This is a genomic window from Draconibacterium halophilum (genome assembly GCF_010448835.1).
In the GTDB taxonomy this organism is placed as follows: domain Bacteria; phylum Bacteroidota; class Bacteroidia; order Bacteroidales; family Prolixibacteraceae; genus Draconibacterium; species Draconibacterium halophilum.
The window spans coordinates 3,280,828-3,301,664 of record NZ_CP048409.1; the positions used below are offsets into that span (position 1 = coordinate 3,280,828).

Below are 20,837 nucleotides of genomic sequence, written 5' to 3' on the forward strand. Positions count from 1 at the left end.
ACTGAATATCAATGAACTTAAACGTATAAAAACGTTTCATCTTTTGCTTTCAAAAGCTACAAAAGTAATATAATTCTAAAAATAACATGCTCCTTTGTTATTATAAAACCGAAACAAAGATTAAAAATTGTTAAGTAGCCTCAGGAAATTCAGTTTCTACGGTCGATTCCCCACATTAGCTTACTTCGTAAAGTATAAAAAAATGGCTGTTCGGGCAGTTGTAGCGTTTTAAGTTTAAAACCTGCTTTTTTTACTTTTATTTTTGTTGAAAACTCTACCGCAAACGAACGCGAATCAAGCGAAGTAAGATAGTTGGTTCCCCGCCCTTCCACTTCCAGCTCAATTTCGCAGGTATCAGGGACTACTATCGGGCGTATTGTTAAATTATGTGGAGCAAGTGGTGTTATTACAAAATTGGCAGAATTTGGCGTTAGAATTGGGCCTCCAACACTTAACGAATAGGCTGTTGATCCTGTTGGCGTAGAAATTATCAAACCATCTGCCCAGTAATTATTAAGAAACTCACCATTAATTCGTGCGGTAACATTTAACATCGATGAGTTATCGGTTTTCAGAACCGTCATTTCATTCAGCGCATAATTAAAGTCGATGTTTTCCTGGTTCGAAAATTCAATTTCCAGCATCGAACGCTCAACAACTTTAAAATTGTTGCTAAAAATATTTTCTAGAGCGCAGTTCACCTGATCTTCCGAAATATCAGCCAAAAATCCCAAACGACCTCCGTTCAGTCCTATTATTGGTATATCAAAATTCCGAATACTTAACACCGACTGTAAAAATGTACCATCGCCACCAACACTGAAGATGAATGCATTATCCGAATCAAAATCGGAATAAGAATGAAAGAAGGAGGTATAATAGGTTGTGCTATTCAATTCTTCAACCAGATGAGAATAGAAAGGTTTATACAATTGAACTTCAATATTTTTTGAGCGCAGAAAACTAAAAAATTCCTGCAGAACAGGAACAAAATCATCGGAAACCATTGTGCCAAATACTGCAACTTTCACTATACTAATGGGTTTAAATATTCATAAATTTCATAAACAGGTCGAAGCGATCCTGGTAAAGATCATTCAACATCGACCTATCCTGATAAATGGCTTTAACATTATAATCGTAGCGCATCAGTGCCTGAATCACTCCGGACAATTCTTCGGAATCCAATTTTAATATCACATCCAAAACATTCGATCCGGGTTTACGATCAATAAAAAACTAAGTATTTTCACATCGTTACTTTCCACAATCTGGCTGATCTGCGAAACAGAGTAATCGCTAACATTCATCTCAATAACCAAAACACCCCCAATTTCCTGTAACGAAAACAGGTTTGCGAACCGCCGTGCTAAATCGTACAAAGTAATTGCTCCCAGGTAATAATGATCTTCGCTAAGCACCGGCAAAACACTAATTTTTAGCTTATACATTACAATTGCCAGTTCGAAAATATGCTGATCGCGATGGGCATGTGTGGTGTTTAGTTTGTCTAATGCAGATGAAATCGGGGCGTCTACCAAATTCAGATCGTAAATCAATTTATCAGAAACAAGCCCCATGTACTTGGTATCGTCAACCACCGGAATATGCGAAACCCGATAAACGTCCATATGACTCAGTGCCTTACGGCCGGTTTCCGAACTGCTTACCGATGGAATTACCTCTGATATTAGTTTTTCTGCCAACAAATCTTTACTGTTTAATGTTAATCGTTCAGCCTGAAAATAGTAACTTGCGTTTTTAAATTTTTAGTTATGACCAGACTTAGTGTAAATATAAATAAAATTGCAACACTGCGAAACTCACGCGGAGGGAAAGAGCCTAGTGTTAAAGAGGCAACAATTAAATGTCAAGAATTTGGAGCTCAAGGAATTACTATCCATCCACGCCCCGACGAACGACATATTACACGTAAAGACGTTTATGAAATCAAGCCGCTGATAACCACCGAATTTAACATTGAAGGTTACCCCAGCGAAGATTTCTTAAAAATGGTTATTGAAGTGCAGGCCGATCAGGTTACTTTGGTTCCCGATACGGAAGCTCAGTTAACCAGCGATCATGGCTGGGACACCTGGAAACATCTTGGTTTTCTGAAAGATGTGATTGCCCGTTTGCAGGAAGCCGGTATTCGTACCTCTATTTTTGTTGATCCGGATGAAAAAGCGGTTGAAGGCGCAGCCGAAATCAAAACCGACAGAATTGAATTATATACCGAGCCTTATGCTTCTTTCTACTCCATCGACCGGGCAAATGCAATTGAACCATTTGTTACGGCTGCTAAGATTGCCGAAAAGCTGGGCATTGGTGTTAATGCCGGGCACGATTTAAGTCTCGACAACCTGAATTACATGTATCATAGAATTCCAAACCTGGAAGAAGTCTCCATTGGGCATGCATTGATTGCTGATGCGCTATATATGGGGCTTGAAACCACCATAAAAAAATACCTCGACTGCCTGAAATAAACCAGAAGCACAGCAATTAACACACTATGGATTTATATTACAGAAAAACAGGCAGCGGAGCACCACTGGTAATAATACACGGACTTTACGGATCGTCGGATAACTGGATGAATATCTCCAAGCGACTTGCCGAAAAATATACCGTTTACCTAATCGATCAAAGAAACCACGGGCGATCGGGGTTTGCAGAATCGCATACCTACAACGATATGCGCGATGATTTAGCAGCCTTCTTTGAAAGGCACAACATTGAAAAAGCAACGATTCTTGGGCACAGTATGGGGGGAAAAGTGGCCATGTGGTTTGCCGCCGATTTCCCGGAGAAAGTAGAGAAACTCGTTATTGCTGATATCGCACCAAAAGACTACCTGCAATTAAAAGATGACAGCCAGTTTTACCTGCACCAAAATATTTTGCTGGCGATGCAGGATGTTGATTTTTCGATGGTAAAATCACGCTCCGATGTGGATGATTTTCTGGCAGAGAAGATCGACAATGAACGCATCAGAATGTTTTTGCTAAAAAACGTCGGGAAGAATAAGAAAACAAAACAGTTTCAATGGCAGTTAAATGCCGGAGTGCTTTATGATCATCTGGAAGAAATCGTTAGTGGCGTAAATATAAAATGGCTCGACGATCGAATTCCGATAACAGCCTACCCCGTAATTTTTATTCGTGGATTACTGTCAAAATACATTCAGGACGAAGACAAAGACCTGATTAAAGAGATTTATCCGGAAGCCCGAATTGTTGACATTCCGGAAGCCGGACACTGGCTGCACGCTGAACAACCACAAAAATTTATGGAAGCAGTGATGCTGTGTTGTTGACACACAAGATTGAATAAGATTGAATTTAAGATTGAATGAGATTGAGAAATTATTGAATTGAGAAATTGTTAAGTTGTTTACTGTTTTAACCTACTGAAAACTTCAATTCCAGATGCTCGCCAGATAACCACAAGGTAATTCTAGCTACTATTTCACCAATGTTGCACCAAATGCGGCACACAGATACAAGACAAAACAACACAAAATCATTAACTCGCTGATTTTAAGATTACCACAGGTGCCAAAAGTTGGTTTAAAACGCGTTTTTTTTCGTCTCCAGCAGCTAGGGAAGCTTTCAAACGTATTTTTTACTTCTCCAGCTAACAGAAGTCGGTTTCGAACGTATTTTTTTGCATGCTCAGGAGCTGGGGAACCTTTCAAACACGTTTTTTATCGCCACCAGATGACACAAATTGGTTTCAAACATATTTTCCTTCATCCCCACAATTTAGTTGATGGTATCAAAGGTATTTTTGTATGGGCTTTGATCACGTGGGCCTGGTATTCAAAGCATTTTGAGCGGATATCTTTCCCGTAAGGCACAAAATTGTTGAACTGATAAATGGTAATTCAAATCCCGGCACTTACGCACCGGGCTAATGATTTCGCCCCTATGGAGCTTATTGCCTATTGCTATTCGCCAACTCATTCCCTCAATTACTCATTCACTTCTGCTCCCGACGCTACGGTCGGGATTTCGTCAGGCAAAGCCCTCCTCAACTTTCTACTTTTGCCTTAATTACCGATTATACTTCTCAGTCGTTTCCTTCAAAAACTTCTTCTGCCCCGCTTTCAATTGTTTCCACTGAAAACGCCACTCCCAATTTCCGGTTGGCGTTCCCGGTGTATTCATTCGCGATTTTTCATCCAATTCCAACACATCCTGCATGGTTAAAATGACTGTATCGGCTACCGAGGCAGAAGCCATTTCCATAAGTTGCCGGGTCGGATTCTCGCTTGATATGTACTTCCCCAGCTGTTTCTTTTCCTCCTTGGCAGCAGTTTTTAACCAACCTAAAGTTGTATTGTTATCATGTGTGCCTGCGTAAACCACATAATTCCGTTCGTAATGGTGTGGCAGATCTTTATTGGCAGCATCAGTAGCAAATGCAAACTGCAGTACTTTCATTCCCGGCAGATTAAAGCGTTCGCGCAAATGATCAACTTCAGTGGTGATAATTCCCAAATCTTCGGCAATAAATGGCAAAATACCAATCTGGCTTTTTATCAAACTCAGCATTTCATAACCGTGTGCGGGCACCCATTTGCCGTTAATAGCTGTTTCCTCATCAGCCGGAACTGCCCAAAACGATTCCAGTCCACGAAAATGATCTATTCGTACCAGATCAAACATGTTCAGGTTAAAATGCAGACGCGCCATCCACCAGTCGTAGTTACGTTCTTTCAATCGCTGCCAATCGAAGACCGGATTACCCCACAACTGTCCTGTTTCTGAAAAATAGTCAGGTGGCACCCCTCCCACTTCTGTTGGATTTAAATCATTGTCCAAAAGAAATATATCAGAATTCGTCCAAACATCACAACTGTCGCCCGACACGTAAAGCGGCACATCGCCAACAATATCAATTCCTTTGTCGTTGGCATAACTCTTTAACCGATGCCACTGTCTGAAAAACAGAAACTGAACAAATTTCTCAAAAGCAATCTGCTGTTCCAGTCTTTCGGAAATAGCTCTCATCGTAGTTGGTTCACGAAACTTTATTCCACGATCCCACTCACTCCAGTGTAATCCACCAAAATATTCGCGTACGGAAATAAACAAAGCATAGTCATTTAGCCACCAATCATGTTCACCTAAAAAATGGGAATATTCAGCGCGAAATTGATCGAATTTATTCTCATGAAACTGCGCAAAAGCTTTTTGTAACAACGAATTTTTCCACGTTGAAACTTTACCAAATTCCACTTTCGTTTTTTTGAAGCGTGGCATAGCGTTTAAGTCATCTCGTTTTAGCAGGTCTTCTTCCAGAAGCAGCTCGAGATCGATCAACATTGGGTTTCCGGCAAAAGCCGAGTAACACTGGTAAGGCGAATTTCCTGCACCAACGGGGCCCAACGGAAGAATCTGCCAGAGTTTCTGACCATTCTCCTCAAGAAAATCAACAAAATCATACGCCTCTTTTCCCAATGTTCCAACACCTTCCTGCCCCGGCAGCGAAGTTATATGTAGTAAAATTCCACTTTTTCTATTTGTCATTCTTAAAATTTTCTCTGAATTGTTTTAAATGATCCGCCGTTTCACGAACAATACGTTGCACCGCCAAACCGTGTTTCAAATCAGCAATCACCGCTTCCGAATCATCGCCGGTAAAAAACTGGTAATGCGCATGTACCATAGAGCGCAACCAACCCGGCGGCACATGCCCCGATGGAAAACTGGTAACAGGTTTATAGTTGCTGCCAACCACCTGTTTTACCCACTGATCTGATCCCTCCATGTAATATTCAAAAAACTCCGGGTTTTCTGAAGAATAACGAAAAGCACCATTTTCGGCATAAATTTCCAACGAAACCAAATCACCGGAACCTGAACTAATTCTACTGGCCGACATGTTTCCAACTGCACCGGTTTTTGGCTCAATCAACGACAGCGAACTAAACAAGTCTGATCCGGCCGGAACACCCTCAAAATCTCCGGCCTGTAATCCGCTGGTAATTTTCAAATCCTCTCCCATAAAGGCCATCAAAAGGCTGATTCCATGCGATCCTAAATCGGCCATTGCTCCACCATCAGGTGCAGGCGTTAAACGAGTAACACGTTTTTTACGGTAACTTTCCTGTAGGTAGTCGCCGTGGTAATATTTCAGATCAAAATGAATAGGCTTCCCTATTTTTCCTGAGCGCCAAAATTTTAATCCTTCGCGAACCGATGAAGTTTGCAAGTATTGAAAACCAACCTGAATGCGAACTTTATTTCCGGCAGATTGCAATAGTTCCCTCATTTTTTCTTCCTCCACCAGCGAGGAACAAACCGGTTTTTCAAGGTAAATGTATTTTACATTGGGCATTTGCAGTGCCAGTTTAAAATGCTTGAAATGCACTTTGTTCGGACCTAAAATAAATACCGCTTCAATAGTTGAGTTCTTTGCTAAATCCTCAACAGACTGCGCCTTCTCAAAACCCATTTTTTGCGCAAACGCTTCCCTGCTTTCCTTTCGTGCCGAAGCCACCGACTCCAAAACAATCTCCGGAACTTCGTTATAGTAAAACTTCAGGGCCTGAATGGCATAAACATGCGAGCGGGCAATTCCGCCTGCTCCAATAAAACCTACGTGTATTTTTTGCATGGTTTGTTTCTTATGTTTCGTCAAAAATAATGTTTTGAAATAAAAAGAGCGCAATTCTCTATTTCATGTTATGGGGAATCAGCATAATAAAAAGATGTCATCCTTTTGAGTTCTGACAAATGGATGACATCTTTTTCAATCTAAGCACTAATAACGCTTATTTCAACCACTTATCCAACCAATTGAAAAATACACGCTGCCATAATATTCCGTTTTGTGGATGCAGTACCCAGTGATTTTCTTCCGGAAAATACAACATTTGAGCCGGCACGCCACGCAAAACAGCTGCATTAAAAGCTGCTATTCCCTGCTCTGGTGGCACACGGTAGTCTTTTTCGCCTTGTACAATCAAAATAGGAGTATCCCAGTTTTGCACATATTTATGAGGTGAAAAAGAATACGAACGTTGCGCTGCAGCATTGTCTTTATCCCAGTAAGCACCTCCGTAATCGAAATTCACAAACCACATTTCTTCGGTGGTGGTGTACATGTGCTCGAAGTTAAAAATACCATCGTGGGCGATGAAAGCACTAAATCGACCGTCGTGATTTCCAGCCAGATACATTACTGAATAACCTCCATAACTGGCACCAACGGCGCCCAATTTTGTCTCGTCAACAAAAGGTTCTTTGGCCATTTCGTCAATGGCAGTCAGTAAGTCTTTAATATTTTGTCCGCCATAATCTTTCGATATCTGCTCATTCCATTCCTGTCCGAAACCGGGTAATCCTCTACGGTTTGGAGCCACAACAATATAATCGTTGGCTGCCATCATTTGGAAATTCCAGCGGTACGACCAAAACTGGCTAACCGTTCCCTGCGGTCCGCCCTGGTTGTAAAGTAGTGTTGGATATTTTTTATTCGGATCGAAATGTGGTGGGTAGATCACCCAAACAGCCATTTGTTTTCCGTCGGTGGTTTCCATCCAGCGTTTTTCTACTTTTCCCATGGTCAGCTGATCCAAGATACCTTTGTTTACGGTGGTTAAAGCTTTGTCTTTTCCGGTAGCGGGATCAACTAAATAAAGCTCAGCGGGTTGCGACATCGATACTTTTTGCGCTAATAACTGCTCTCCAACCGGAACAGCACTTTGGTAATTGTGAACTCCGTCAGTCAAACGGGCAATCGAATTGTCTGTTAAATCCAATTTATAAATCTCATCGGTTGCATGAATATCGCTGATAAAATAAATAGATTTTGAATCGTTACTCCAACTTAATGCCTGTGCATTTTGATCGAAATCAGCAGTGTAATCTTTCTTTTCTCCCGTTTCGAGATCAGCAACAAACAAACGGTTTTTATCCGATTCGTAACCATCGCGCTCCATACTTTCCCAGGCCAGGAATTTTCCATCGGGTGAATACACAGGATTCTGGTCGTAGCCCATCATTCCTTTTGTAAAATTGCCGGTTTTGCCACTTTCAAGATCGTACAAATAAATATCAGAATTAGTGGAAACAGAATATTCCTTACCCACCTTTTTCTTACTAACATAAGCCAGTGTTTTTGAATCAGGGCTCCAAATTATTTGCTCTGTACCGCCAAACGGTTTCATGGGCGAATCAAAACGCTCACCTTCCATAATGTCCTTCCCCGCTCCTACTTTTCCATCCGAATAATCGGCAACAAAAATATGGTTGTAGGTGTAATCGTGCCAGGTATCCCAGTGGCGATACATCAAATCTGTTTCCAATCGTGCATTCGCTTTTGGCAGATCAGGGAACATATCCTGAATATTATCGTCGAGTTTTACTGTTTTCAGGTAAAATACTTTTGACTGATCCGGTGCATATTTAAAGCCCGAAATTCCTCCATCAATTTCAGAAACCTGTTGCATATCACTTCCATCCGGATTCATTTCCCATAACTGAACACTGCCGGAAGCCGATGATAAGTAACCGATCTTCTTTCCATCGGGGCGCCAAATAACATTGTATTCGTTGGCAGCAGAATTGGTAATATTTTTTGCTTCACCGCCGGCAACCGGAATTGTATAAATATCGCGGTATGATTTATCTTCTTCAATGTTGTAATACGTAACCGTGTATAAAACCGTTGATCCATCGGGCGAAACCTGTGCCCCACCCAGACGGCCAAACGACCACAATACTTCGGGAGTCATCACATCTGAATTTAATTCCGGAGTTTCCGGTACATAGTTTTTGGCAACTTGTCCGGACTCTTTTTGCGTACAGCTAACTATTGTCATGACAATAAAAATAAAAAGTGCAATTTTCTTCATTTTACTATTTTGAAAAATTAGTAACCCAAATTAAACATATTTAAAGCGCTCGGGCAATGATTTTTATACAAAAACCGCAAATATCGTTTCAAAAACAAAAGAACAGGAAATTGGCTTGATGTCTCAATTCCCTCAAAAGAAAAAGGCTACCCAACGATAGCCTTTTATAAACCTAAACCAAACCTAAGAAAATATGTACCTTTTGTATTAGCAAGGTACGAGTAGTATATTTTTTCTAATCTCGTTTTACACTTCCCAGCCCTTCAATATCGCGGGTAACTTTTGGATTTCCACTGTAACGCACTTTACCAACACCTTCAATTTTTGCATATAAGGTTTTAACTGCATGTACCGATCCGGTTCCAACTCCTTCAATCGCAAAACGGGCATCATTTACACGAAGTTCTTCGGCATCAACATGTCCTGCACCCGAAAGTTTTACATCCAGTTTTTCAGCTACTCCATCCAATTTAATGAGCACTCCACCTTCTCCAATAATTTCAATGTCTTCAGCTTTCACCTCTAAATCGATTTTTGCTCCTCCTTCCACATGTACGAAGAGATCATTCAAATCGAGGTAACCATCGGTTCGCAAATTCAAACCACCCTGTGCTTTAATCTCCTCCAAATTTTTGAAAGTGATGTACAAACGAATACGCTCGTAATTAATAAAATCACGTTCCATAACCATTCTCAATTCATCGCCCCAATTTTCCACTGTCAGATTGTCCAGCACATCGTCGTCGGTTGTTTTTACGGTTAATGCACAGGCATCACCTTGCGATAAAAACACTTTGTAGCCGCCTTCCATATAAATGGACGAAAAATTGTCGACATCGTATTGCCGCGAATCCCAGTCATCATCGTCTTGTGCCAACAGATTAACTGCGATTAAAATTGATAAAGTAAACAGAAGTGCTGTTTTCATCTGTATAGATTTTAATTTTTTGATAATTTAAAAATTTAAATTTGACAGATGGAACCGCTCCGTCTGTCGCTCTCACATAAAATTTATTCATTCTTTTTGTGTAATTTTTGAATGAAAAATTTCATGTTCATTTCATGGCTTTTCTTTTTATAATTGCTCAAATGTAGGATTTCGCCTGATGCAAATCGTACTTATTTCGATGAATGTTTGTTTTTTCTAGATAAGCGGAGGAATTGCGGAATGTAATTACTTATTCTTTGCAAGAAATACCAGACCATAAAAGATTAATCCGGCAAGAACAAATACCAGGAAAAAATCCATAAAAATCAATGTGCCGAATGACACCAGTCGGAAGACAATGTACAAAACAGCCAGAGCAGTTCCTATCATTAAACACCGTACAAATATTATATGAAAAGCCTTAACAAGCTGTGCAGAACAGAATAACCACAACAGGCCAAAAAGTAATATTGCAGCACCTTCCCAACTGTTTCGAAATTTCAATTCAACTAAACCATAAACTACCGGAAGCATTGAGCAAATTACCAGGCTGCGCGCAATACTCACTCTTATTTTTATTCGGTTACGATCTTTTTTAATTTTTGGGAACAAGGAAAATTGAATCGCTTCGCTCCTGAATTCGTCAGAAAAAAGATCCTGTTCAGAATGAATGATGCCACGCTTTAAGGCTTGTTGAATAGCCAGTTTAGCCGCTTCCTGCTGATAATGATCGCGCAACTTCAACACCTCTTTCAGTTGCTCGTCTGAATAATTCGGAATATCTTCCCTGAAATCAACCTCTCTTTTCGAATATCTTTTCTGCCACATTTTATATCTTTGAAGAACAAACAGGCACGCCCTGTTTCTGATGACAGTTGAAATAACCAAAAATAAATTTCATGTACAATTTTGAATTTAAAAATCCGGTTAAAATTCTTTTTGGAAAAGAATCAATTTCGAAACTATCCGGTGAAATTCCGGGAGATGCAAACATCCTAATGATATACGGTGGTGGCAGTATAAAACGCACAGGTGTTTATGATCAGGTAATGGCTGCTGTAAAAGGTAGTACTATCTCTGAGTTTGGCGGCATAGAAGCTAACCCACATTACGAAACCTGTATGAAAGCAGTTGATGTGGTAAAAGAAAATAATATCGACTTTTTGCTGGCAGTAGGCGGAGGTTCGGTGCTTGATGCAAGCAAATTTATTGCTGCTGCTGCGCTTTACGAAAACGGCGATCCATGGGATATTCTGGCCGCTGGAGCACCAGTTGAAAAAGCGATACCGTTTGGTGCCGTTTTAACCTTGCCCGCAACTGGCTCGGAAATGAACGGAAATTCAGTGATCACACGTGTTGAGAGGCAGGAGAAGAAAGCTTTTGGCTCGCCGCTGGTAATGCCTCAGTTTTCGGTGCTTGATCCGGAGTGTGTATTTACCTTGCCAGACAGACAAGTGGCAAATGGTGTTGTTGATGCCTTTATACACGTAATGGAGCAATACCTGACTTTTAAAGTGAATTCACCACTACAGGACAGACTGGCAGAAAGTATTCTGACTACTCTTATTGAAGAGGGACCAAAAGTTTTGGCCGATCGGAAAAACTATGAAGCTGCCGCTAACTTTATGTGGTGCGCTACAATGGCATTAAACGGAATGATCGGGGTTGGTGTTCCGCAAGACTGGTCGACACACATTATCGGTCATGAATTGACCGCTTTTCACGGCATTGACCATGGTCGCACACTTGCAATTGTATTGCCAGGAGTGATGCACATTAAACGCGACAATAAAAAGGATAAAATTTTACAATATGGCGAACGCATTTGGGGCATTACAACTGATAACGAAAATGAAAGAATCGATGCTATTATTGCCCGCACTGTTCAGTTCTTCGAATCGTTAGGCGTACCATGTCGCTTGCCGGATTATGATGTGCCGGAAACTACCATTGGTAAAATTGTAGAGCGCTTTAAACAAAGCGAAGCTAAAATTGGCGAAAAGCAGGATATGGACTACCAGGAAATTGAAAAGATATTAAGAGACAGATTATAAGAATTTTGTAAATAAAACAAGAGGTTGTCGGGCACGGGATTTAATTATCTGCTTTCCCTGACAACCTTTTTTTTATGTCTTTCTCAAACATTTTATCGTATTCATTCATCACCCTTCGCAATACCTTATTCTGTGCATCGAAGCAATGCTCATCTACCTCTTTTATGGGAAGTATTTTTGGCGAAGTACCGGTTATAAAGGCAGCATCAAAATCAGTAAGTCCATCCAGATGAACTTCCGACTCCTTCACTTTTAAGTTGAGGCGATGTGTACACGCAATTATTTTTTGCCTTGTAATTCCAAGCAAAACGTGCTTGCCCGGAGGTGTAATTATTTCATCGCCTTTTATAAAAAACACATTGCTTCGACTTCCTTCTGTTACCCGTTGTTCATGATCAACAAGCAGCACTTCATAAAATCCTTTGCTTTCTATCAATCGGTTAGCTTGTTTACGTACTTCGGTTTGAAAAACCTTGGCATTTGGGTTCATTCGCTCGGCGTGTAATAGTCCGCAACAAATTCCACGTTTGTACTGCTCGTCCGAAGGATAATTATGCGTGATAAAAAAAGCTTTCAGGTTGGTTTTGCAGGAAATAAGAATGTTCCCCTCTTTCACCTCGTTTTTTAGGATCAGTTGCTGTAAAAATGCCTCTATCTGCGTACAACTGTAACTGATCTCTTTTTCTGCCAGTGCTGCCGAGTGTTGAAAACGTTGCAGGTGTTCATCTAAAAACAGTGGAATTCCGTTTACTACGCGCAGTACTTCGTAGATACCACCTTCATTCTCGGACGGTACAAAAGTGGAAACCGGCTGAAGCCGATCGTTAAAAACAAAATATTTATGTATGGGAAAAAGTGTCCTATTCATCTTATTAAAATTGTTCATTGAGAAATAAGATGCTACTCTTCCCCATTTTTTCGGGACTCGTTTCATCTTTTGTGGTAAATTTATTGAAATGTTTCAAAAGCAATTCAAATGCCGATTGAAATTCCGATACCAATCCAATATAATCCCTATAAACATCATTTTCGTTTTCTGTTAACCGAACTTGTTACCTGGCAAAAAACCGATTGGATGGAAACCAAAAAAGCAATGCTTTCAATAGGAAATAACTTATTTGATTTTTACCTCGGCCATTTAACGCCCGAACAAGTTTGTCAGGCCAGTATCAATTACTTGAAATCAATTAATATTTTCACCGAAACGGATTTCAGCAAATGGTTTAATAATTCGGGATGGAAAAAGATAACATTACCCGACGAGTCGGAATGGCTCGTAAAAAAAGGAAATAACGCGAACCGTTATATTCATATTCATCCGGCTAAATTTTCGAAGCACACCATTCGGGTGCGAGCTACAACTCTAAAAACGGTATTGACTTTATGCGTGCACAAAATTGATATTAAGAATAATGCAAAACTCGATCTGCAAGCAGTTAATCAACAGCGTGTTACTTTCCTTAAATTATCGCCAATAAAATCGTTCGATGAAGAAGAATCGGCCATACTACAACTATGGCAACTTTTTGCAAATGCAGGAACTCTATCTTACCCCTGAAGCTGCAAAACCTGAAGCACAGCATTTTTGTAACTGCGTCCAATTGGTAATTCTTTTCCCGGCACTTCAATACTGCTCGATGTAAATGCTTCTATTTTTGATAACGCAACAATAAATGATTTATGAATGCGCATAAAATCATTATCGGGCAGTTTCTCCGACATGTGCGTCATACTGGTTTTTGTAATAATTTTTTTGTCGGGAGTGTAAATTTGCACGTATTCGCTCAGCCCTTCAACATAAAGAATTTCGTTTAAATGAACCTTTAAAACCTTTTTATTCTCCTTCACATAAATAAAAGCCTCTTCGCTTTTTCCATTTGTTGGAGCAAGTGGTTGTGCGGCCGGCACATCATCCTGCACCGACTGGTAATATTTATTCACCGACTTAAGAAAACGTTCGAAGGTTATCGGTTTCAGCAAAAAATCGACCACATCCAGCTCGAAACCTTCAAGGGCGTATTCACGATAGGCAGTGGTAATGATAACTTTGGGTGGGTTCTTTAATGTTCTCAGAAATTCAACACCTGTGATCTGGGGCATCTGGATGTCCATAAACATCAGATCAACTTTGTGGTTGTGAAGTTCCTGAAGTGCTTTCATGGCATCGCCACATTCAGCACAAATTTCAAAATTATCAAGTTTTTCAATATGAGAGCGCATCAAGTCACGTGCAAGAGGCTCATCATCAATAACGAGGCACTTAGTTTTCATGGCAATACGGATTAGCTTTCGTTTTCTGTTAAATCCAAAGCATAAGCTTCGGTCTGTTTTCAATCTGTTATTAAACTAGTACGAGAAATAGAAATAGCGTTACACTTTACGGATAAATTTCTATACTAAATTCTCTAAAATTGTCATCAATGTTTTCCACCAACCTGTGTTTACCCGGATAATTATAGTGCAAACGCCGGATGGTAATTTTATTATTTTCATTGTCGGTTATATTAAAACTGTTTTCGCTCCAAAATGTAAATGAAAACAGCAAATACTTTCGCTCGGCTTTTATAAGGACGGTACTTTCATAGCTTTCGTTACACTCGTAAGCCATTTTTATTGCAGAATTTATAATTGGAAGAAGTAAAAGTGGCGGAACCACATACGATTTTAGGCTTCCGCTAACAATAAAATTGCTTGACAGCCGCTCGCCCAAAGCATGATTATGAATGGTCATAAACTCTTCAAGTAACTTTACTTCTAATTCCAACGGTATCAGTTCTTCTTTACCTTCATTAAGAAAACGATTCAGGAAATTCGAAATATTAATAATCATTTCCGGGGCGGTATCAACTTTTTTTAACGACTGCACTTCCAACTCTTTTATCAGTTCCAGTACAATTCGCGGCTGTAACTGATACTGATAAATCTCCAGCTCAGTTTCCATATTTGAACGCAGTAATACTTCTTTCTGATATTCGGTTCGGTACCAGGAGCTACCGGCTTTTATGGCAAGAAATACCAATATAATGTAATGATTTCCAATTCCGCTGATGATTATATTCTTAAGATTCAAAAATCCGGGATTAAACATTCTGCTTTTATCGAAAGGCATAAACACCAGGTAATTGCTAATCAGTAACTCAACCACTGAAAATACCATGAGTAAAACAACAAAACCTACTGCAAACAACAAGTAATACCCTTTAAAGAAAGTTTTGGGCAAAAGCCAATAAGCAATTATATAGGTGTGCGCTACAAAAACAGGCAGTGTAATAAGATAGTATATCAGCCAAACCAGCATGGAGTCGATTCCGTCATTCAAAGTTTGAATAAATGTGAATGCTATTACCCATGCCAACCAAAAGATGACATGCAAAATATACTCTCGTTTAGCGATATGTAATATGCCTGTCTTCATTTGTATTTTTTAATTCCAAACGCACTTTAAACCGGTCGCCAAGGTCTTTCACTTTCAAGTCGTACCCCAGTTCGTCGTACATAATATTTAAACGCCGTTTTAATCCGGAATAGCCACTGCCTTTTTCAATTTCTTTTGTTTTTTTCTGAATACCTTCAGGCTTGCTGTTTTCTGTCTCAATAATTATTTTTTCATCTGCAACACGCACAAAAATATTAATCCACGGTGCGCCGGCATCCAAACTGCTGCCATGTTTAAAACTGTTTTCCACCAATAAAAACAATATCATCGGCGGAATTTGTGCTACACTTAAGTTCCCCTCTGTTTTGTAACTCACGTGTAAACGCTTGCCATAACGTAATTTTTCAAGCTGCAGATAGTTCTCAACCAGTTCTACTTCATCTTTTAGCTTTACAAATTCTTTCAGACTTTCGTTAATAATATAGGTAAGCACAATTTTCATCCGGCTGATTACCTCGTTGGTTTTTTCAGGATTAAGCAACGACAGTGCATACAAATTATTAATGGTATTAAACATGAAATGCGGATCGAACTGCGATTGCAGAAGCGTTGTTTGTGCTTTTCGGTGTTGCTGCTCCAGTTTTTTTCTCAGGTTTTCGGCCAGAATATAATCTTTTACATACTTGGCGATGCAAAACAAAGCCACAATAAAAGTCATGTCTTTGGTATTTAAAACAATAGACCGTAAACTAAACACATTGTTTCCCGAAGCATTCTCGGGTGATATGGAGGCATAAAAAATATAATCAGAAAAAACCAGTTTTAATGCCGACAAACCAATTCCTACAAGTAAAAACACAACGATAAACCAAAACGGTTTGGCTTTTAACAAGAACTCGGGAATAAGAAGAAAAATGGTAATGTAAACATAGCCAAAAAAGAAAAAAGCATTACCCAATGTAATACCAAGAACCTGCAGAAGACTTACGTTTTCGTTTTGAACGAATAAAATACCCGTAAACAGTACCACGGTTACAACAAAGAATAAAATATGCCTTGTTCCACGGTACAGCAAACTGTTATTGTACAACAATTTGTTCATTCTGTTAACTTCCTTATCATAAAGGTAACAAGATTTGGAAAAGCTCATTCAGTTTCAGTTAAAAGAGAGAGCCTGAAATCGGTCGTTGACATACTGCCGCGTTAATTTCGTAGTTCATAAACTTCCGTTCATTGAAAAACCCTGTGCTTTTCAACACAGGGTTTGGGGTGAGATCCCCACTCTTTATTCGTAATTACCCATTCATTGTTAATTTGAAAAAACCCCCGCCCTCTGGCGGGGATTCACTTTTCATACTTCTATGAAAAAAAATTGCGCTGTACTAATTTCTTCTTAAAAACTGGCTTGATACTCTTCTTTTACCAAGTCGGGGAAATAACATGCAATCAAACCAAGTAAATCATCTTGCGATTTTTTGTTCTGGCAAATTACCCGCTGAGCGTAGTAAGCAACTTTATCCAACTTCAATTCCATCTCTTCTTTCGGAAGCTGCTGAAAACGAGGTTCCATCTTCTTTACTCCAAACACATTGTTTTGGCAGGCATATTCAATTTCAAACTCCGCTGTGCGAACAATATAGGTTTTGCATTTCTTTTCATCTTCGCATAAAACACCAATTCGTACAGGTGCATTGGTGTTTTCGTAAGTTAGTTCGAAAGTTTCCAACACCTGGTCTTCATAAACCATTGGTGCCTGTGAAATTGCTATAGTGTACTTTCCAAACTCGGTAAGTGAGTTTCCGGTCATCGCCTTTCCGTCTTTTATTTTTGCGGTGGCGCCCATGCTTAATAGTGCGATGCAAATGCTAAATAGAACTAGTTTTGTTTTCATCTCATTATAGTTTTAAATTGTTTTGGCAATTGATGTAACTCGCTTGTAGGCTTGTTCTTTTGTGGCAAGAAGTATACTTGCTCGTTTCATCCTGATACTGTTTTAATTGTTTTACTCCTCAAATTTATGTAACTATCTGATGTAATGTTCCTTAATTCAGTATTCAGTAAGTAACACCCAACAAACGTGTAGTTTTATTCTGCAAGACTCGTTAATGGTTATAGATCCACATTATTATGCATTTACCCTGCTAATTGTGTTGTTGGCTGATTGAAGAAATCAAATGCAATAAAATTGGGCTGTAAAACTTTTCGTTGTGTGTTGGGCTGAAAAAGAAAGTTTTATTTTAATTTGCAGGCTATGGAAATTGCTTCGCTGAGCAACATAAAAAAGGAATTAAAGAATCTTCCGCCGGAGGTTTTACAAGATTTGATAACCAAGCTGGCCAAGTATAAAAAAGACAATAAAGAATTGCTTAGCTATCTTCTGTTTGAAGCTTATAACGAAAATGAGTATATCCGCCAGGTAAAGGAAGAGATCGATCTGGAATTTATGAGCCTGAACAGAAGTAGTTTTTACCTGGCAAAAAAAACCTTGCGAAAAGTTTTAAAAACCACAAAAAAGCACATTCGTTTTTCGGGCAAAAAAGAAACAGAAATTGAACTGTTGCTATATTTCTGTAAAAAGTTAAAAAACTCGCGCCTAGATTACAAAAGAAGCCGGGTTGTTTTTAATATGTATCTGAACCAAGTAAAACGTATACAGAAAGTAATATCCATGCTTCACGAAGATTTGCAATACGATTACAATCAGGAATTGGAAGCATTGTAAAAACGAAGTGGCGGCATACAAATCTTCAGTTCATTCACGAACAACCAACCTAAAAAAGTGTTACTCTGTTAACGTTTAATTTTATATCTTTCATAGAAATAATGCACATGCGAATTCTTTTAACCGGAGCTACCGGATACATAGGAAAAAGACTGTTGCCTGTATTAATAAATAAGGGACACCATGTAACTTGTGTTGTACGAGACAAACAACGCTGTGCATTTGGCGAAAGCATTGAAAAATCGGTTGAAATTATTGAGGCCGACTTACTGGACAAGGATAGTCTGAACAAAATTTCAAAAGATATAGATATTGCCTATTACCTGGTGCATAGCATGTCCGACTCGCGCGATTATGAAGAACAGGAAAAAGTATCGGCCATTAATTTCAGAGAGCGAATAAATGAAACCAATGCCAAACAGCTTATCTATTTGAGTGGAATTGTTAATGATCAGTCGCTTTCAAAACACCTGAAATCGCGGTTAACCGTTGAAACAGAACTGGCTAAAGGAAATTATGCACTTACCACATTACGCGCCGGAATAATTATCGGATCAGGTAGTGCATCTTTCGAAATTATTCGCGACCTGGTGGAAAAGTTACCGGTAATGGTAGCTCCCCGTTGGTTAAAAACCCGTTGCCAGCCCATTGCTATTTCCGATGTTATCCGCTTTCTGGAACTATCGATTAACAACCCGCAAGTATTTAATAAAAGTTTCGATATTGGAGGCAAAGAAATACTTACCTACAAACAAATGCTGTTGCGCTTTGCAAAAGTACGGGGATTAAAACGCGGGATTATCACGGTGCCGGTAATGACTCCAAGACTTTCGTCATATTGGTTATATTTTGTTACATCAACCTCTTACAAACTGGCTTCTTCGCTGGTTGATAGTATGCGGGTTGAAGTGATTGCCCGCGATGATGAGCTCACCAAACTCTTTAACCTGCAATTGTTAAGCTACGAAGAGAGCCTTCAACGAGCTTTTAAAAAGATCGAACAAAATGAAATTATTTCGAGTTGGAAAGATTCGTTTGTTAGTGGCCAATTGCACGGACAGCTCTCCGATTTTATAAACGTACCCAAATATGGCTGTTTCACCGATGTTCGCATAATGGAAACTCCCTCGGTAGAAAATGCCATTGCAAAAATATGGCGACTGGGTGGAAAAACAGGTTGGTACTACGGAAGCTGGTTATGGCAAATACGTGGTTTTATGGATAAACTGGCCGGGGGCGTGGGACTTCGCCGTGGCAGAACAAACGAAGACAGCATTAGCGAGGGCGATGCCATTGACTTTTGGCGCGTTATTTATGCCAACAAAACAGAAGGGCGCTTATTGCTTTATGCAGAAATGAAACTCCCGGGCGAGGCCTGGCTCGAATTCAAATTTCGCGGAAATCAGCTGATTCAAACTGCAACTTTCCGGCCAAAAGGACTTTGGGGAAGACTTTACTGGTATATGGTAATGCCACTTCACGAATTTGTTTTTAGAGGAATGATTTCGAATATTGTCAAATTCTGAACACCTACATTTGTAGAAAGATATGAATACATTTAACATCGTTTGGTTACGAAGAGATTTACGACTTACCGATAATACTGCACTCATCCATTCGCTAAAAAGTGACAACAAAACAGTTGTACTTTTTATTTTCGATTTCAATATTCTGGATGAGCTGGATAAAAATGATGCGCGTGTAACTTTTATTCATCAGCAACTTACTAAACTTCATAAAGAACTGGACAAAATAAATTCGGGGCTTTTGGTAAAAACCGGCGAGCCTTTAAAAATCTGGCAAGAACTTATTTCTGATTTCGAAGTTGGGGAGGTGCATTTTAACCGCGATTACGAACCTTATGCCACGCAACGTGACGAACAAATTCAGCAACTTCTGCAGAAAAATGGCATCGCTGTTTTCTCACATAAAGACCAGGTAATTTTCGAGCCCCACGAAGTATTAAAAGGTGACGGAACACCATACATCGTTTTTACGCCTTACAAAAATAAATGGCTCGAACATTTTGATCCACAACAAATAAAAGTTGAAAAAAAACTAGAGACGGATTCGTTCGTTTCCATTGATTCCTCTCTTCCAACATTAGAGGAGATTGGTTTTCAGAAATCAGAAATAAAGGTTCAAGAATACGATTTATCAGAGGTTGATAACTATAGTGAAACGCGAAACTTCCCGGCACTGAATGGAACCAGTAAACTCAGTGTTCACCTGCGATTTGGTACGGTAAGTATCCGGCAAATTGTAAAGCAGGTGTATAACCAATCACCCGATTTTTTGAGCGAACTGGTTTGGCGCGAGTTTTTTATGCAAATTCTCTTTCATTTTCCACGGGTGGTAAACGAGAATTTCAGAGCCAAATACAACGGCATACAGTGGCGCAATAACGAAAAAGAATTTGGTCGCTGGTGTAAGGGAGAAACAGGCTACCCAATTGTTGATGCCGGAATGCGCGAACTAAACCAAACAGGATATATGCATAACCGCGTGCGTATGATTACCGCCAGCTTTTTATGTAAACATCTGCTTATCGACTGGCATTGGGGAGAGGCATACTTTGCTAAAAAACTGCTCGATTTTGAACTCTCGTCAAACAATGGCAATTGGCAATGGGCGGCAGGAACCGGTTGCGATGCAGCCCCCTATTTTCGTGTTTTTAATCCTACTGAGCAGGTAAAAAAGTTTGATAAAGAAATGCATTACATAAAAAAATGGGTACCCGAATTTCAGAACCTTAACTATCCTGCTCCTATGGTCGATCATAAAATGGCCCGCAACCGTGCGCTGGAAACCTACAAAAAAGGCATCTCCGGTTAAATGTTTTAGTTGTTGCGGTAAACCAAACAACCGGAACATTTTATTATCTTTAA

General features: G+C 39.6%; 20 protein-coding genes. 7 read left to right on the plus strand and 13 right to left on the minus strand.

The window, feature by feature from the left end; genetic code table 11:
• Window positions 1-149: 149 nt before the first annotated feature.
• Genes G0Q07_RS13175 through G0Q07_RS13185 form a run of 3 tightly spaced genes read right to left on the minus strand, consistent with a single transcriptional unit; the run spans window position 150 to window position 1,706 of the window.
• The gene (locus tag G0Q07_RS13175; RefSeq protein ID WP_246222901.1) at window positions 150-1,031 is read right to left on the minus strand and encodes an NAD kinase; all 882 of its coding nucleotides are present in this window, start codon (window positions 1,029-1,031) and stop codon (window positions 150-152) included.
• Window positions 1,032-1,044: 13 nt separating this feature from the next.
• Window positions 1,045-1,200 carry a hypothetical protein gene (locus G0Q07_RS13180; RefSeq protein WP_163346721.1) on the minus strand — a complete coding sequence of 52 codons (156 nt, stop codon included), beginning with the start codon at window positions 1,198-1,200 and terminating at the stop codon, window positions 1,045-1,047.
• On the minus strand, window positions 1,197-1,706 hold the full coding sequence (locus G0Q07_RS13185; RefSeq protein WP_163346723.1) for a CBS domain-containing protein: 510 nt from the start codon (window positions 1,704-1,706) through the stop codon (window positions 1,197-1,199). The genes G0Q07_RS13180 and G0Q07_RS13185 overlap by 4 nt, the downstream gene beginning before the upstream one ends.
• 69 nt (window positions 1,707-1,775) lie before the next feature.
• Here G0Q07_RS13185 and G0Q07_RS13190 point away from each other — a divergent pair, with 69 nt between their 5' ends.
• Together G0Q07_RS13190 and G0Q07_RS13195 are read left to right on the plus strand one after the other, a co-directional pair.
• Window positions 1,776-2,489 carry a pyridoxine 5'-phosphate synthase gene (locus G0Q07_RS13190; RefSeq protein WP_163346725.1) on the plus strand — a complete coding sequence of 238 codons (714 nt, stop codon included), beginning with the start codon at window positions 1,776-1,778 and terminating at the stop codon, window positions 2,487-2,489.
• Between the two features lie 26 nt (window positions 2,490-2,515).
• Complete coding sequence (locus G0Q07_RS13195; RefSeq protein WP_163346727.1) at window positions 2,516-3,319, plus strand: alpha/beta fold hydrolase; 804 nt, start codon at window positions 2,516-2,518, stop codon at window positions 3,317-3,319.
• A gap of 739 nt (window positions 3,320-4,058) precedes the next feature.
• Here G0Q07_RS13195 and malQ read toward each other — a convergent pair.
• The 5 genes from malQ to G0Q07_RS13220 form a co-directional block, all read right to left on the minus strand.
• Window positions 4,059-5,537, minus strand: a complete 1,479-nt coding sequence (malQ, locus tag G0Q07_RS13200) for a 4-alpha-glucanotransferase (protein WP_163346729.1) — start codon at window positions 5,535-5,537, stop codon at window positions 4,059-4,061.
• Complete coding sequence (locus G0Q07_RS13205; protein ID WP_163346731.1) at window positions 5,527-6,627, minus strand: Gfo/Idh/MocA family protein; 1,101 nt, start codon at window positions 6,625-6,627, stop codon at window positions 5,527-5,529. The genes malQ and G0Q07_RS13205 overlap by 11 nt, the downstream gene beginning before the upstream one ends.
• A 157-nt stretch (window positions 6,628-6,784) precedes the next feature.
• Window positions 6,785-8,869, minus strand: a complete 2,085-nt coding sequence (locus tag G0Q07_RS13210) for a S9 family peptidase (RefSeq protein ID WP_163346734.1) — start codon at window positions 8,867-8,869, stop codon at window positions 6,785-6,787.
• Between the two features lie 235 nt (window positions 8,870-9,104).
• Window positions 9,105-9,797, minus strand: a complete 693-nt coding sequence (locus G0Q07_RS13215; protein ID WP_163346736.1) for a head GIN domain-containing protein — start codon at window positions 9,795-9,797, stop codon at window positions 9,105-9,107.
• Between the two features lie 246 nt (window positions 9,798-10,043).
• Window positions 10,044-10,625, minus strand: coding sequence for a hypothetical protein (locus tag G0Q07_RS13220; protein WP_163346738.1), 582 nt, complete (start codon window positions 10,623-10,625; stop codon window positions 10,044-10,046).
• 71 nt (window positions 10,626-10,696) lie between these two features.
• Between G0Q07_RS13220 and G0Q07_RS13225 the strand changes: the two genes are divergently transcribed.
• Window positions 10,697-11,851, plus strand: coding sequence for an iron-containing alcohol dehydrogenase (locus tag G0Q07_RS13225; RefSeq protein WP_163346740.1), 1,155 nt, complete (start codon window positions 10,697-10,699; stop codon window positions 11,849-11,851).
• 40 nt (window positions 11,852-11,891) lie between these two features.
• On the opposite strand, the gene G0Q07_RS13230 is transcribed toward G0Q07_RS13225, so the two are convergent.
• A complete protein-coding gene (locus tag G0Q07_RS13230) occupies window positions 11,892-12,719 on the minus strand; it encodes an aminotransferase class IV (RefSeq protein WP_163346743.1) in 828 nt (275 codons plus the stop codon).
• 108 nt (window positions 12,720-12,827) lie between these two features.
• Here G0Q07_RS13230 and G0Q07_RS13235 point away from each other — a divergent pair, with 108 nt between their 5' ends.
• Entirely contained in the window at window positions 12,828-13,409 is a 582-nt protein-coding gene (locus G0Q07_RS13235) for a hypothetical protein (protein ID WP_163346745.1), read from the plus strand.
• On the opposite strand, the gene G0Q07_RS13240 is transcribed toward G0Q07_RS13235, so the two are convergent.
• The 4 genes from G0Q07_RS13240 to G0Q07_RS13255 form a co-directional block, all read right to left on the minus strand.
• Window positions 13,400-14,122, minus strand: coding sequence for a LytR/AlgR family response regulator transcription factor (locus G0Q07_RS13240; RefSeq protein ID WP_163346747.1), 723 nt, complete (start codon window positions 14,120-14,122; stop codon window positions 13,400-13,402). The genes G0Q07_RS13235 and G0Q07_RS13240 overlap by 10 nt on opposite strands.
• A 106-nt stretch (window positions 14,123-14,228) precedes the next feature.
• Window positions 14,229-15,266, minus strand: coding sequence for a histidine kinase (locus G0Q07_RS13245; protein WP_163346749.1), 1,038 nt, complete (start codon window positions 15,264-15,266; stop codon window positions 14,229-14,231).
• Entirely contained in the window at window positions 15,238-16,377 is a 1,140-nt protein-coding gene (locus G0Q07_RS13250) for a sensor histidine kinase (RefSeq protein WP_163346751.1), read from the minus strand. The genes G0Q07_RS13245 and G0Q07_RS13250 overlap by 29 nt, the downstream gene beginning before the upstream one ends.
• Window positions 16,378-16,620: 243 nt before the next feature.
• The gene (locus G0Q07_RS13255; RefSeq protein ID WP_163346753.1) at window positions 16,621-17,118 is read right to left on the minus strand and encodes a hypothetical protein; all 498 of its coding nucleotides are present in this window, start codon (window positions 17,116-17,118) and stop codon (window positions 16,621-16,623) included.
• Window positions 17,119-17,478: 360 nt separating this feature from the next.
• On the opposite strand from G0Q07_RS13255, the gene G0Q07_RS13260 reads away from it, so the two are divergent.
• From G0Q07_RS13260 to G0Q07_RS13270, 3 genes are all read left to right on the plus strand, one after another.
• Window positions 17,479-17,949 (plus strand): hypothetical protein, encoded by a 471-nt coding sequence (locus tag G0Q07_RS13260; protein ID WP_163346756.1) that lies wholly within the window; start codon window positions 17,479-17,481, stop codon window positions 17,947-17,949.
• 107 nt (window positions 17,950-18,056) lie between these two features.
• The gene (locus G0Q07_RS13265) at window positions 18,057-19,475 is read left to right on the plus strand and encodes an SDR family oxidoreductase (RefSeq protein ID WP_163346758.1); all 1,419 of its coding nucleotides are present in this window, start codon (window positions 18,057-18,059) and stop codon (window positions 19,473-19,475) included.
• A 22-nt stretch (window positions 19,476-19,497) separates the two neighbouring features.
• The gene (locus tag G0Q07_RS13270) at window positions 19,498-20,784 is read left to right on the plus strand and encodes a cryptochrome/photolyase family protein (protein WP_163346760.1); all 1,287 of its coding nucleotides are present in this window, start codon (window positions 19,498-19,500) and stop codon (window positions 20,782-20,784) included.
• The last annotated feature ends 53 nt before the right edge of the window (window positions 20,785-20,837 follow it).

What these genes read in the sequence shown, in the direction of transcription:
- G0Q07_RS13190 (WP_163346725.1), top strand. Translation starts at nt 1,776, where the DNA reads ATGACCAGACTTAGTGTAAATATAAATAAAATTGCAACACTGCGAAAC.
- G0Q07_RS13195 (WP_163346727.1), top strand. Translation starts at nt 2,516, where the DNA reads ATGGATTTATATTACAGAAAAACAGGCAGCGGAGCACCACTGGTAATA.
- malQ (WP_163346729.1), bottom strand. Translation starts at nt 5,537, where the DNA reads ATGACAAATAGAAAAAGTGGAATTTTACTACATATAACTTCGCTGCCG.
- G0Q07_RS13205 (WP_163346731.1), bottom strand. Translation starts at nt 6,627, where the DNA reads ATGCAAAAAATACACGTAGGTTTTATTGGAGCAGGCGGAATTGCCCGC.
- G0Q07_RS13210 (WP_163346734.1), bottom strand. Translation starts at nt 8,869, where the DNA reads ATGAAGAAAATTGCACTTTTTATTTTTATTGTCATGACAATAGTTAGC.
- G0Q07_RS13215 (WP_163346736.1), bottom strand. Translation starts at nt 9,797, where the DNA reads ATGAAAACAGCACTTCTGTTTACTTTATCAATTTTAATCGCAGTTAAT.
- G0Q07_RS13220 (WP_163346738.1), bottom strand. Translation starts at nt 10,625, where the DNA reads ATGTGGCAGAAAAGATATTCGAAAAGAGAGGTTGATTTCAGGGAAGAT.
- G0Q07_RS13225 (WP_163346740.1), top strand. Translation starts at nt 10,697, where the DNA reads ATGTACAATTTTGAATTTAAAAATCCGGTTAAAATTCTTTTTGGAAAA.
- G0Q07_RS13230 (WP_163346743.1), bottom strand. Translation starts at nt 12,719, where the DNA reads ATGAATAGGACACTTTTTCCCATACATAAATATTTTGTTTTTAACGAT.
- G0Q07_RS13235 (WP_163346745.1), top strand. Translation starts at nt 12,828, where the DNA reads ATGCCGATTGAAATTCCGATACCAATCCAATATAATCCCTATAAACAT.
- G0Q07_RS13240 (WP_163346747.1), bottom strand. Translation starts at nt 14,122, where the DNA reads ATGAAAACTAAGTGCCTCGTTATTGATGATGAGCCTCTTGCACGTGAC.
- G0Q07_RS13245 (WP_163346749.1), bottom strand. Translation starts at nt 15,266, where the DNA reads ATGAAGACAGGCATATTACATATCGCTAAACGAGAGTATATTTTGCAT.
- G0Q07_RS13250 (WP_163346751.1), bottom strand. Translation starts at nt 16,377, where the DNA reads ATGAGCTTTTCCAAATCTTGTTACCTTTATGATAAGGAAGTTAACAGA.
- G0Q07_RS13255 (WP_163346753.1), bottom strand. Translation starts at nt 17,118, where the DNA reads ATGAAAACAAAACTAGTTCTATTTAGCATTTGCATCGCACTATTAAGC.
- G0Q07_RS13260 (WP_163346756.1), top strand. Translation starts at nt 17,479, where the DNA reads ATGGAAATTGCTTCGCTGAGCAACATAAAAAAGGAATTAAAGAATCTT.
- G0Q07_RS13265 (WP_163346758.1), top strand. Translation starts at nt 18,057, where the DNA reads ATGCGAATTCTTTTAACCGGAGCTACCGGATACATAGGAAAAAGACTG.
- G0Q07_RS13270 (WP_163346760.1), top strand. Translation starts at nt 19,498, where the DNA reads ATGAATACATTTAACATCGTTTGGTTACGAAGAGATTTACGACTTACC.